The sequence below is a fragment of the Streptomyces sp. NPDC013187 genome, from assembly GCF_042899705.1.
In the GTDB taxonomy this organism is placed as follows: domain Bacteria; phylum Actinomycetota; class Actinomycetes; order Streptomycetales; family Streptomycetaceae; genus Streptomyces; species Streptomyces hawaiiensis_A.
Genome location: NZ_JBIBAF010000003.1, coordinates 603,984 through 617,186, shown reverse-complemented (window position 1 = coordinate 617,186; position 13,203 = coordinate 603,984). Strand labels below are relative to the sequence as shown.

Below are 13,203 nucleotides of genomic sequence, written 5' to 3'. Positions count from 1 at the left end.
TTTGAACACCTACTCAATCGTGGTATGTAGGCTGGTAATCTGTTTTTGGGCCACTTGTTTTTTTGTAGCCGTCTGGTTTTTGCGGGGGGGGGGGGGGGGGCCCCCACGCGCGGCCCGCAACGCCCCCTATCCATGTCGCGACTATCCATGTCGCGACTATCCATGTGGCGACGCGACCTGGTGCCGCGACCCTAGGTCCGTACGACGCCGAACCGGATGTCGTACGACGCCCCCGGGTGCATGGCCCGCAGCATCCGCTCCCCCTCGGTGGTGACCTCGTCCTGCTGCGCGCGGGTGAGGCGGTCGAAGGGCTCGATCACGAGCGCGTCCTCCGTCAGCCGCCACAACCCCGCGAGGAAGCCGTCGACGAGGAGCGTGCAGTAGGCCATGTTGCCCTTCCACGAGCGGCCCCGGTGCTCGGGCGGGATCACGCGGCTGCGGTCCGCGTGCGAGAGCAGCAAATTGTCGAACTCGGGGAGGAACCGCGGCGGTGCGGGGGTGCCCGGGGCGGGGCGGGGGGCGTCCGGGAGGTCGAAGAGTTCGACGCCGCTGTCGTCCCGGAAGGTCAGGAGCTGCGGACGGAGGCGTTCGAAGGCGTCACGCAGGCGCGTCATGCCGGCCCAGGTCTGCATGTCCTTCACCGAGGCCGGGCCGAAGGCGGCGAGATAGCGCAGCACCACCGCGTCGGGCGTCGGGGCCGGCTGTGCGGGCCGGCCGAGCCAGTGCTCGGCGGTGGTGAGGCTGACCTGCCCGCTGCGCCCCCACAGACCGCGCGGCGTCACCTGCACCAGCGGGAGGCGGCAGCGGGCGGCGACGGCCAGGGCCTGCGGATCGGCGTCGGGCCACTCCTTCAGCAGGGCCTCCCGCAGTTGCCCCATGGTGCGGGGCTCGGTCTCGACGAGGTCGCGGGCGAGGGCGGCGAGCCGGTCCAGGTCGACACCGGAGAGGCCCTTGCGGAACTGCACCAGCTCCCGGTCCCGGGCCGGCTGCACCAGTGGCCGCAGGGTCAGGCAGTCGTCCGCGGTGTGGGTGTGGATCGTGGAGCGCATCGTGACGATCCGGACGGCCTCGCGGTCGGCCATCAGCCGGGACAACGCCTCGGGCGCGAATCCGTCGAGCCGGGCGGCGAGCGCGTAGTACGGCGGTTTGACGTTCTGCGCCTGGAGCCCGAGCAGGTGCTCGACGGCCGCCGCGACGGAGAGCCGGGCGGGGCGCAGGAGCAACTGCCGATCGAGGGTCGCGCGGTTGAGGGCACGCGCGTCGAGCAGGGGTGCCGTGCCGGTGACGCTCCGCTTGGTGTTCGTCATGTGAGGCACGGTAGCGGGACTTGCGGACAGGTTCTGACCGCGACAGGAGAGCTCGGTCGGCCGGGGCCCTGTTCTCGTACGCCGCGGATCCTGCACGGTCCCGCTGCGTGAGTGCGCGTATGCGGCTCGACCGAGAGGCAGCCGCGATGCCCGAGCGACGCGCCCGCCCCACCGCCGACCGTCTGGGCCTGGCCGAGGCCAGCCTGCGGACCTGAACCTACAAACCGGCCATCTGAGGCGCCCATCGCGCCGGTCGGCAGCGCAGGGCCGTGGCCGCGATTCCGGACGACATGGGCCGCCGCATCGAGGCGGTGGCATGTCGCGGAACGGCACCGCCCTGGCGATCCCCACCTTCCGCGGCCGAGCCGCCGCGCACTTCGCCAAGTCACCGGCCGCGAGCACCGGGGCCGTCGTACGGGCGGTCGCCCAGCAGAACAACCCCACGAGCCGGAGTAGGCCTGCACGTGTGGCATACGTATCAGCGGCTGTACCCCCGACCCCCGGTCATGCCGGCGGGCGACCCGTCCACCGGGATGAGGCAGTCGACCGGACCCGGAATCGCCGGAAGGGTCACTCGGCGTCGACTCACCGCTGTACGCTGCGGGAACAGCACGGGCATGACGCGGGGGACGACATGAAGGACTCATACAGGCTGTACCGCCGGGCCGTCGACGACGTGTGGAAGGGCTGGTGGGTCACCTGGCCCCTGTCCGGGCGGGTCGAGCTGGGCCAGGTGCTGGAGAACGCGGACGGCAGGGTCCGTCCCGTCGGCGTCCTCTCCGACCGCGGCATCCCCTTCACCTCCCGCCCGGGCACACCCCACAACGACTACACCTATGACACTCAGGGCTCCGCGTCCGTCAAGTTCAAGGCGGCCGGCGTCGCCGTGGACGGATTCACCGCGCTCGCGGTCGCCGACTTCGGCGCACAGGTCACCTTCGAGAAGGACGACGCCGCCCTCGTCGTCTACCGCGGGCTGACCGAGAGCGGTGTCTCCGACGTACGGAGCCTGGCCGCCGCTCTGGTGCGCCGCGGCTGGGACGACTGGGACGGCACACTGCTCGCGGTGACGGACGTGGTCTGTGCCGCTTCCGGCACCGTCCTCACGGCCGCGGAGGCGGGAGCCGTCGCCGAACTGCGCCTTCAGGCCGGCGCGGGCCAGGCCCAGTTGGGCCTCGCCGACCTGGCGAGTCGGGCCAGCGTCGCCGGGCGCCACCGGCTCGGCCTGGAATGGCTCGGCACCGACATCACTCCCTTCTTCCGGGTCGTCCGCCTCCGCAAGAACTGGTTCGGCAAAGTAACCAAGGACTACGGCCCCCGCCAGCCCGGCCGGGGCGCTGCCCCCGTGCCCGTACCGCCGGTGCTGCTGGAAGAAGCGCAGGACGACCCACAGGTCGTGCTCGAGACGGTGTCGGCGGACGAGCAGCCCGCCGAAGGGCTGACGGAGCCGGCATGACGGGCGGGACGGTGAACGCCCCCGTCGAGGTGGAACTACGGCTCGTCGCCGGCGCCGAGGGCGAGCCAGGGCACACCGTACGGCTGTCGATGGACGGCGGCACGGTGACGACGGCTCCGCTGGGAGATCTGGGCCGCACCGAGGACCTCACGAAGGTCTTCGACCGGGGCGTGGGCGAGAGCGACCGCGAACAGGCGGGCGAGCGACTGTACTCCGCACTCCTCGGCGGGGACCTCGGGGCCGAGTGGACAAAACTGCGCTCCCACGCGGCACCGGACCGGCCCTTGCGCATCCGCATGGACATCGAGCCTCCTGAACTGCGCGTTTTGCCATGGGAGTTGATGCGCCAGCAAGGCCAATGGCTGTGGCGCCGACCGGAGTTACGCTTCAGACGTGGCGTCGCCGCCGATTCTCCGACCGCCGGCATACGGGAACTCGGGCCGCTGCGGGTCCTCCTCGTCGTATGCAATCCGCCCCACGACGACCGGCTCCTGGCCGAGCAGGAGCTGGCTATGATCTCCGGCGCCCTGGAGCAGCCGGGCCGCACCCACCTCGAGGTGCTGGACGCGCCCCGCGACGCGACCGAACTCGCCGAACACATCGACCGGTTGCGTCCGCACGTGGTGCACTTCATCGGCCACGGCATGCCACGCCCCGGGGCAGGCAGTCCCGTGCTCGTCTTCGTACCGGCCCACGACGGGGCGGCCGACTGGGAGCTGACCGCGGAGGCGATCGCCGACCTCACCCACTGGCATCCGATGCTGGTCGTCCTCAACGCCTGCCACTCGGGAAAGGCCGACCCCGCCGACTGGATCGGCGGCATGGCGCACGCCTTCCTGGACGCGGGCACCAAAGCCGTAGTCTCGATGCAGGACGACATGGACTCGGACGCCGCCGTGGCATTCTCCGCGAAGTTCTACGAGGAGCTGGGGCACGCGCGCCCGCTGGACGACGCCGTGGCCGCCGCCCGCTCCCACCTGGCCAGACACCAGGCGAACACCGGATCATGGTCTCTGCCGGTGCTCCTCACCCGGTGCGCCCCGGATGCGGTGCTGCCCATCGACTCCCTGCTACCGCCCAACAGTTCGGTCGACGACATCCGCCGCTGCAAGCAGTACGTCGAACTCAGCCGGTTCGTAGGACGCTCCGAGGAGCGGCGGCGGGCCTGGTGGGCGCTGGACGATCCCGCCCTCACGCCGAGCCGTGCAGATCGTCCCGTGCTGGTGATCGGCGGCCACTCGCAGACCAACAGCACGCGAACCGGCAAGACGTGGCTCACCAACTGGTGCCTCGTCACCTGGTTCCTGCGCGGGCACCACGTCGTCTCGGTCAACCTCAAGACGCCTCTCCTCACACCGGCACACGCACCCACGGCCGGTACCCTCATCCGGCACAAGGACTGGCTCTCGGCACTCCGGCTGATCCGCCAGGAGGCGACATCCCCCGAGCAGCTGTGCCGGCTGCCCGAGACCGCCTTCGGCACGTTCAACGCCGTACTCAACCACCTGGCAGGCGCCTCCGCTCTGCCGGGCGCCGAGCTGGAGCCCGCCGAAGACGCATGGCTGCCGTTCAACGACGAGATAGGCGACCCCTACGACAAACGCAAGACGCTGGTCATGGACGCGTTTCTCGACGCGCTGCGGACTGCCACCGCAGGGCAGCCCCTCGTCCTCGCGCTCGACCACGCCGAGAGCGTCATGCCGGGAGCCTTCAGCGACATCCTGTACAAGTTGATGGTGCGACCGATCGCCTACGGCCACGCCGCCCCGCTGCGGCTCATCATCGTCGCCCCCGACACTTGGCTGAGCGACGTTCTGCCGGACGGCGACTCGCACATGCTGGGCAGGGTCAGCGTCGGCGACTTCGACAGCGCCCAGTTCATGCGACTCGCCCGAGCGTACGCGCGTCGCCTCGGCGTTCCGCCCGACGAGCGGATGGAGCAGGCGCTGGAGAGCTTCAGCCAGGTCATGGCCCCGCACTTCGACGTGGAGACCTTCGAACACCTCACACACCTCCTGCCGCAGTGGCGGGCGGCCAGAGCGCAACAGGGGGCCCTGCGATGACGGACGCCCTGGCGGAGATCACTCGCCGCCTCGCCGCCGGTGAGAGCCTCGAGGCCATCGCCCGTTCCCAGCGGCCGTCCGACTGGGCGCCCGCGCTGCGTGTCTGTGCGGTGGCCCGCACCTTCGACGCCACCCTGTACGAGTCCGTGCTCGGCCCCACGGCAGCCGAACACGGGGACGGCGACGCACCAGGCATCCTCGAACTGCTCGATGAGCGTGCGATCCAACCGGCCGGCGGTCTGCCACGGACGTACACACTCTCGGAGCAGGACCGCGCCGCCTACTTCCTCGACTGGATCGGCACCGGAACCGGCACCCAGGCTGCGCCCGCGGAACTTCTCAGCCTCGAACGCAGGATCGCCGATCAGCGGCTCACCGAAGGCGACCACTCCGAAGCAGTACGGCACCTGCTGCTGCCCTCTGCCGAGGACGCGCTCGCGCTGTTCCACGAACAGTTCACCGCCGCCGACCGGCGACGCGACTTCGCCGCCTGCCAGGACCTCGTCGACGCGCTCGGCGACCCCGACCGCCTCCCCTTCCTCACCCCAGAGATTTCAGAACTCGCCCTGGACCGCGCCGGATACGTGCGCGCCCGCGACCACTGGGCCGCCGACTTCGCCCGCTCCGCGCAGTTCCTCAAACCCACCGGGCTCCTCGTCGAAGCGGAGCAGTTGCTCGCCGGAGAACAGCGGGTCTGGCAGCTGTACGCCCCCGGAGGCGCGGGCAAGACCATGCAGTTGCGCTGGCTCGTATCCCGGTACTGCGTGCCGGCACCACGCGACGTGCCCTGCGCCCGGATCGACTTCGACGTGGTCAACCCGCACACGGTCGGACGGCACCCCTGGCTCCTGCTGCTGGAGATGGCCGATCAGTTCGGCCGCCGGCTGCCCGGCCGCCCCTTCGAGTCCTTGACCACCGGCTACGGCGTCCACCGCGTCCTGCTCGACCGCATGCCCTCCGACCCGGGCCGCGAAGTCGCCGCGACCGTCGACAGCCTCGACACCGAGGCGATCGAGGCGGAACTCCTCGCCGCCTTCGCGGACCGGCTGAACCTCGCCGTCACCGGTCGCCCGGCCGTCCTGGTCATCGACACGCTCGAGGAACTCCTGCTCCACGGCCACGCAGAGGCGGAACGCCTGCTGCGCATGCTCGCCGCCCTCCTGGATCTCTGCCCCGGGCTCCGACTCATCCTCGCCGGCCGCTACAACCTGCGCACCCGTCTCCCCAAGGCGCTCAGGAGCTTCCGGAAGCACCAGGTCAAGCACATCAGGGTCCGCCCCTTCACCGCGAGTCAGGCCCGCACCTACTTGACGGACGTACGCGGCATCAGGAACCCCCAGCTGGTCCGCACCGCCGTGCGCAAGGCACGAGGTCTGCCCTTCGCACTGGCCCTGCTCGCCGACCTCGTCGAACACGACCCGGACATCACCGCGACGGAGCTCGCGGCCTGCGACGAGCCGCTCGTCCGCTACCTCATCGACCGGGTGGTCCGCCGGATCGACGACCCCGCGGTGCGCTGGCTGCTGCGCTACGGCGTGATCCCGCGCCGGCTGCGCAAGGAGGACGTGTTCACCGTCATGCGCCCCTGGCTGGCCAGAGGCATCACCGACACGTCCGAAGCCGACGACCCCCGACAGGACGACCACCATCTGCGGGGCAGCGACGACGTCTTCCCGTTCGCCGCGGCCGAACCCACCGACGACGACCTGGAACGCTCCTGGCAACGGCTTCTCGACTACGCGGGCAGCTCCTCCTGGGTGTCACGGCAGCCCGGTGACGACAGCACCGTCGTGTTCCACGCGAACGTGCTGGCACCGATGCGCCTGCTGATCTCCGGCCACCGGGTGTACGGCGAGCTGCACCACGCGTTCGTCGCGCACTTCGAGGAACTGGCCGGGGCACACCCCGAGCAATGGGTCGCCTGTACCAAGGAAGCGACGTATCACCGGTTTCAGGCGGGGGACCCCACGGCGGAAGACGTGTGGCGCGAGGCCCTCGTCAAAGCGGGCAAGACGGAGCCGCCGGACAAGGCACGACAACTCGCCGAGGAAGTCCTCGGTGAGGAATACCTGGAGAAGGGACAACCCCGGACCCGCGCGGACGGAGAGCCGCTGATCAAACTGACCGCGGTCATGGCCGCTCATCTGACGGTGGCCGGGACGGTCGCGCATCGCTATCTCGACTCCCCCGTGGTCAACCCCTCGGACCCGGCCCTGAGCGAGGTCGAACGTCGCCTGGCGCTCGTCGACCAGTTGCAGCAGGTGTCTGTCCCACCCAGACAGCGCGGCACAGCACTTCACCTGCGCGCCATCGCCCTGTTCGGCCGCGGCCGGCTCGACGAGGCCGCCGAACTGGTCCGGTCGGCGCTGGAAACCGATCTCACCGACTGGACCCGGGAGAAGCTGCAGATCATTCTCTCGCGGGTGCAGGACCAGTTGAGCGACCCGGAGGCCGAATCCACCTATCGCAGTGCCATGGAGACGGCACGGACACGGGGTGACGAACGGAACGAGGCGCTCATCTCGCTGGAACTCGCCCAGAGTCTTGAGGACCGCGGCCGCATCGACGAGGCCATCGCCCTCCGTACCCAGGTGCCGCCGACTGCCTCCGGGAACAGCGCCACGCAGGCTCCGTCGGTCTACAACAGGGCCCTGCTGTCCCTGGCCGGGGCACATCTGCTGGCCTTCGACGTCACCAAGAGCCTGGACACCCTGCGCAGGCTCGACCGCAAGGGCCCGGAGACGGCCTCGGCGCCGGAACGTATCGAAGCCCGCCGGCGCGAGGCGCAGGCTTACGCGATGCTCGGCCGCTCCCGTTCCGCCCTCATGGCGCTGGACCAGGCCGACCGGATCGCCCAATCGGACATCCACGACTCGACCCGGTACCGGTACCTGGCCGACATCGCCATGCGGCGCGGACTACTGGCAGGTGAGGTGCTGTCCGTGGACAGCGCGGAGCGGTCGTTCGCTCGGGCCACCGCTCTGTGGAGCGATCTCGGCTACCAGGACGGCCATCCGGAGTGCCTGCTCCTGTACGCACGTTTCCTCACCAACCACCTCGGCGACCTCCGGCGGGCCGCGCAGACCCTCCAGCACCTGCGGGAGGTGGACACGGCAGGGGAACACACCGTCGCCGCGGCGCTGTTGTGGCACGACCTCGCCTTTCGGACCTACGACGTCCCGGACCCCGCCTTGCTCAGCATTCCGTCGAGGTCGCGAAAGGACCTGCTCGACGGGGGCGTCGCCGCCGTGCTCGCCGACCCGGGCCGATCCACGGCTCTGGCGGATGCACTGGCCGACGTGCAACCACCCGAGGCCCGCCTGGCAGCGCTCGAGGGGCTGTCCCGGTGCGGCACTCCCGAAGGTGATCCGCTTCCCGAACTCGAGTTGCTCCGGCCGCTGTTCTCGCCCGTGGCCGACGCGGCGCCCGCCACGGTCGATGGGTATGTGCGGCTGGCCCGGCTGGCGGAGTTCGAGCGGGTGTCGGGGCGTCATGAGGAGGCGACCCGCCTCATGACGCGGGCACACGCAGGACTGTGCGAGGCGGCCGAAGACCCCGAACCGATGGCCAAGTGGCTGTGGGCGCAGGCCCAGATCCGTTTCAACGGGGTCCCGGAACGCCGGCTCAGCCGGTCGCTCTGCACCGTCGCCACATCGGAATCGCCGCTCATGAGGGCGACCGCGCTGTGGCTGCTGGCTCTCACCGAAAAGGACACGGAACACAGACGCGCACTCCTGCACGACGCCTCAGAACATCTGGGACTCGTCCAGCAGCCGTCTCTCTGGACCCAGTTCGTCCTGCTGTCGATCGCCCTGGTCGACGACGACGAGGCGACCCGTCAGATCGCGACACGCATGTCCGCCACTCTTGGCTACCGGCAGGAGGGGGCACCTCCGAGCGTCCCGTCCTCGTTCGGCGACGCAACATCGGAGCACGAGGACGTGTACCGCGTTGACACCTCGTTCCGCGTGACGAGCGCCCCCCTGCCCACCGCTCACGCGCTGTCCGCCAACTGGCGCGATCTCACATCCGCCAACTCAGGTTCTCTGCGCCGCCAGCGCCAGGGAGTCCCTCCGGTTCAGGCGATGCGGCTACAGGTCGACGACATCCTGTCGCATGCGTTCCCGTGGGAACTGGCGTTCGTCGAACACCGTCTGCCGCTGTACCGCACTCTTCCCGAGGCCGCCGAGACCGCCGACGTCCGGGCGGTTCAGGCGGCCTTGAATGCGCACACGGACACCAGACTGGTCATCGACGGCCGGTGGGGTCACCTCGCCCACATGGCTCTGACCGGACTCGTGGTCGGAGCGGTCGCCGCCCTGCCGGCCGCCATCGTGTCGGCCGGGGCGGCTTCGGCGGCGGCGATGGAGCTCGTACGACTGTCGCGTAACCGGACCAAGGCCCGCTCCGGGCCACGGGCGCTCGTCCTCGCCTGCGACCCGGCCTACGACAACCGTTCCTATGCCGCCTCCGCGTCGGCGCCCACGTCACGTTCGGTGCTCGGCGCGTATCACCGGCACGGCTTCGCCACGGAAGAGGCCCGCTCACTGCGCGTCCTGCCGAAGCTGCAGAACCCACCGACCGTCATCCACATCAGCGCCCCGCTGCGCCTGACCGGCGGCACCAACCCCTGCTTCGACCTGTCGGCGGCCGAGCTGAGTCACGGCGAGCGGCTGAACCGGACCGCCATGGGAGGCGACCTCGAGCCGGAACAGCTCGTCGCGTGGCTCAAGCAGTTCGAGCCCGGCACACAGCCCCTGGTCGTGCTCGACCCACCGCGGCCCGGTTCACCGGCCGACATCCCCCTCCAGCTGGTGCTGCGCAATCTGTTCGCGGCGACCTTGTTCTCCTCGGGACACGCCCCCGCCGTGCTGGGCGTGGGTCTGCTGCGCGGCACCCGCAAATCCCAGACCGACCTGCTGGCTCGGGCCCTGGGGGCGGACATCCCGCTCCTGCGCCTCCTCGCGGATCTGCGCGGTCACCCCGACCCCACCGTCCTCGACGCCAACTGGGGCGAGGACAACCTCGAACAGCTCTGCGTCTCCTTGTTGGCCAGCCCGGCCGCGCTCCGGGTCTCCGAGCCGGAGGCTACGCACGCGTGACAGGCGGACCCGACACCCAGCCTCTCGCTGTCGACGCGGGCTTTCACACCCGACGCGAGGCCGAGGTACGGCACCTTCTCACGGGACTCGAGCAAGAGCTCACAGACTGGAGGGAAGCCGCCAGGGCACGAGGCCCGCTGGAGAAGCACCAGTCACAAATCGAGAGCGCGGTGCGAGTCGTCACAGCCGCGCTCGAACAGCTCAGGAGCCTGCCCGCAGCCGAGCAGCAGCACAGGGCGCCGGAGCTCGTCCTCGACCTGCACCACCTGTGGGACTTCTTCCGCACCAAGCTGACGGTCCGGCACATACCCCAGTACAGAGAGTTCCTGGACGCGGCAGACGAGTTGGCATGGGCGATTTACGACCCCGTACGGCAGGCCGCAACCGACCCCTCACTGCCCCTCAGGGAACCTCCGCTCACCTTTCTCGGCCGCCACCCGGTACCCTTCGCCACCGCCCGCGGCAGCGACTTCGAGGACCTGCTGCCCTCGGGAGCACAACGCACCCTGGCCGGACGCAGAGCGAGCCGCCATCTGCCCTTCCCTCTCATCGGCATCCCCTGGTCCGCGAGCCATCACCTTCCCTCCCTACTCGCCGCCGCCCACGAAACAGGCCATCACATCGAGGACGACCTGAATCTGGCCGAACCGCTGCTGACCCGACTGCGGGAGCGCACAGGTCTTCCGGCGGAACGTGTCCCCGTGTGGGAAGCCTGGCTCGGTGAAGTCTTCGCAGACGTGTGCGCGACGCTCGCCTGCGGAGAGGCGTACGTACGGACACTGGCCGACGCGCTCGCCACCACCGGGGACGTCGCCGGCCTCAGCGCCTATCCCCCGCCCCGTGTGCGGCTTCAGGTGTGCAGCGCCACGCTCGCCGAACAGGCCACCGGCACACCGCCCAAGGAACACGACAGCACCGAGCCGACGGCCGTGGTGCACGGCCTGATCCACGACGGCTTCCCGGAGCTGGGCGGCGCCACCCTCGCCTCCCTGGTCGCACTGCGCCACCCCGACCAGCTCGAACAAGCGAGCCTCAGACTCCGAAACGGACTGCGATCCGGGCGCAGCGACGTGCCGGGAGTTCTGGCGGCAGCGGCCCTCGCCTTCCTCGATGCCCCGGACGCCTACGACGACCACGCAGTCGGCACCCGCGCCCTCCACGAGGTCCTGTCCCTCGTCCCCCACGGGCCACGCGCCGCATCCGCCGCGGAGAAGCTACTGGCTTCGCGCGACTCCGCCGCTGGACGTGATCTGTTCGACCTGCTCGGCGGAGACGCTGCGCCGGAAGAACTCCTCGCCGGTGGACGCCGAGCGAGCAGCGACCGCCTGCGATCATCGGACCCACCGGAGCAGCTTCTCTCGCACGCCCCGCCGACCGCGCGCTAGGTATTCCTTGGGAGAATCGCCTGTGTGACCGGGCACGAGCGTGAAAGCCCAGATAAGGCGGATCAGCCCGGGCCAATGATGTTCCCAGCAGCATCACCGCAGGTCAGCGCCCAGTCTTGAGAAGCTCTCGTCGCGGGCGGCGATCCCGTTCGCCCACGTGGTAGCGGAAGACGCCACCTCGTCCTACGACGTCGCGAAGGCCGTGGCCGGGCGGGACGTCGTCGTCTCGGCGCTCGGCGGGAGCACGTCCGTACGCGCCGGCGACCTGTTCACGCGCGCCTCGACGGCCGTGATCGGCGGGGCCGAGGAGCAGGGCGTGTCCCGCCTGGTGTGGTTGTCCTCGTTCGGCGTGGGTGACACCTACCGGTCGGTGAGCGGCTGCCGATGAAGGGCAACCCGGCGATCAGCCGCGCGGACGTCGCCGACTTCCTGTACAAGGCGGCCCACGACCCCGGGTGGATCCACCGCTACGCCGTCATCACGGACTGACCACGCCCGGTTGTTACGCCCGCCGCGCCCCCGGGTACTCAGCAGTGCGTTCCCCGAACTCGCACCACACGCTCCACCCGGGAGATCCGATGCTTCGACTTCCACCCCGACCAGAACGCGCCGGATCCCATGGGTGACAGCACCGGACGGACGGTGGACGGCATGGAACGCGGCGCGGACCCGACACGGTCGGCTCTGATCGTGATCGACATGATCAACACCTACGACCACGAGGACGCCGAGCTCCTCGTGCCGTCGGTCGAGCCGGTCGTGCCCGTCCTGACGGAGCTGCTCGGCCGGGCCCGCGAGGCGGACGCTCCCGTGATCTACGTGAACGACAACTTCGGCCTGTGGCGTTCGCACCACGGAGAGCTGCTGGACGCGGCGCTGTCCCAGCCGAACGCCCACCTGATCGAGCCCATCCGGCCCGACGACCGGTCGCTGTTCGTCATGAAGGCCCGCCACTCGGTCTTCTTCGAGACGCCCCTGTCCTACCTGCTGTGGAGCCTGGACGTCGGGCACGTGGTGCTGACCGGCCAGGTCACCGAGCAGTGCGTCCTGTACTCCGCTCTGGACGCGCACATCCGTCACCTGGAGGTGACGGTGCCGAGGGACGCCGTCGCCTCCATCCATCCCCACCTGGCCTCCGCGGCCCTGGAGATGATGGAGCGCAACATGGGCGCCCGGATCACCACGGCGAAGGAGACCGAGTTCCCGCCCCGTGAGGCATGAGGCGGCCTGAGGGGTTCCTTCTGCTGTACACCGGGTGGTGAACGCCGTCGGGAGGAGGACTCGTCGTCGGCGTCAAGCGGCAGGGCCTGCTTCGAGCAGCTCGTCGGGGCCGTCGTGCGGCACGGGGCGCAGGCAGGCGGTGATCTCCTTGCCGTTGCCCAGGGACACGACGACCACTTCGGTGCTGACCGTGTGCACCACGTGCATCCCGTGGCCGCCGAAGCGCTGCCCGTCGCGCCTCATGACGACCGGCTGCTCGGCGGAGGTGTCCCACACGGTGATGGCCAGTCCGTCGCCGGACAGCCGGAGAGTCATCCCGCAGGGGCCGGGCGCGTGCCGGATGGCGTTGGTGACCAGTTCACTGACGACCAGTTCGGCGTCGATCGCGAGCGGGACCGGCACGGGTGTGCGGCCGGTACACGGTACGTGCGACAGGAACGCTTGCAGCGCCCGGCGTGCCTCGACAGCACACGCTGCGCCTTCTGCCCAGGCCACGCCATAGCGCAGGGTGGCCCGCTCGTCCGCGCCCGGCTCATCTTCCGCCTGCTTCATAAGCGGGATGACCATATGGGGCTCTTTCATTGTTGTTCGTGTTGCCAAGTGACCTTTCGGTCGTTCATCTACCCCGGTGCTCAGCGCACACACTGCCGGCTGCACGCGCCGTGGTGT

General features: G+C 70.1%; 8 protein-coding genes. 6 read left to right on the top strand and 2 right to left on the bottom strand.

What is annotated here, in order from left to right:
* Nucleotides 1-191: 191 nt before the first annotated feature.
* Nucleotides 192-1,307 (bottom strand): winged helix DNA-binding domain-containing protein, encoded by a 1,116-nt coding sequence (locus ACFY5B_RS08610; RefSeq protein ID WP_389966423.1) that lies wholly within the window; start codon nt 1,305-1,307, stop codon nt 192-194.
* Between the two features lie 634 nt (nt 1,308-1,941).
* Here ACFY5B_RS08610 and ACFY5B_RS08605 point away from each other — a divergent pair.
* The 6 genes from ACFY5B_RS08605 to ACFY5B_RS08580 all read left to right on the top strand — a co-directional run bounded on the left by ACFY5B_RS08605 (nt 1,942) and on the right by ACFY5B_RS08580 (nt 12,534).
* A complete protein-coding gene (locus ACFY5B_RS08605; protein ID WP_389966420.1) occupies nt 1,942-2,763 on the top strand; it encodes a hypothetical protein in 822 nt (273 codons plus the stop codon).
* The gene (locus ACFY5B_RS08600; protein ID WP_389966418.1) at nt 2,760-4,826 is read left to right on the top strand and encodes a CHAT domain-containing protein; all 2,067 of its coding nucleotides are present in this window, start codon (nt 2,760-2,762) and stop codon (nt 4,824-4,826) included. The genes ACFY5B_RS08605 and ACFY5B_RS08600 overlap by 4 nt, the downstream gene beginning before the upstream one ends.
* On the top strand, nt 4,823-9,928 hold the full coding sequence (locus ACFY5B_RS08595; RefSeq protein WP_389966416.1) for a hypothetical protein: 5,106 nt from the start codon (nt 4,823-4,825) through the stop codon (nt 9,926-9,928). The genes ACFY5B_RS08600 and ACFY5B_RS08595 overlap by 4 nt, the downstream gene beginning before the upstream one ends.
* A gap of 170 nt (nt 9,929-10,098) precedes the next feature.
* Nucleotides 10,099-11,313: a hypothetical protein gene (locus ACFY5B_RS08590; protein WP_389966413.1), complete on the top strand. Its 1,215-nt coding sequence runs from the start codon at nt 10,099-10,101 to the stop codon at nt 11,311-11,313.
* 157 nt (nt 11,314-11,470) lie between these two features.
* On the top strand, nt 11,471-11,701 hold the full coding sequence (locus ACFY5B_RS08585; protein ID WP_389966410.1) for an NAD(P)H-binding protein: 231 nt from the start codon (nt 11,471-11,473) through the stop codon (nt 11,699-11,701).
* 263 nt (nt 11,702-11,964) lie between these two features.
* Nucleotides 11,965-12,534, top strand: coding sequence for an isochorismatase family cysteine hydrolase (locus ACFY5B_RS08580; protein WP_389966495.1), 570 nt, complete (start codon nt 11,965-11,967; stop codon nt 12,532-12,534).
* 72 nt (nt 12,535-12,606) lie between these two features.
* Here the strand turns inward: ACFY5B_RS08580 and ACFY5B_RS08575 are convergent, their stop codons facing one another.
* Complete coding sequence (locus tag ACFY5B_RS08575; RefSeq protein WP_389966407.1) at nt 12,607-13,101, bottom strand: ATP-binding protein; 495 nt, start codon at nt 13,099-13,101, stop codon at nt 12,607-12,609.
* Between the last annotated feature and the right edge of the window lie 102 nt (nt 13,102-13,203).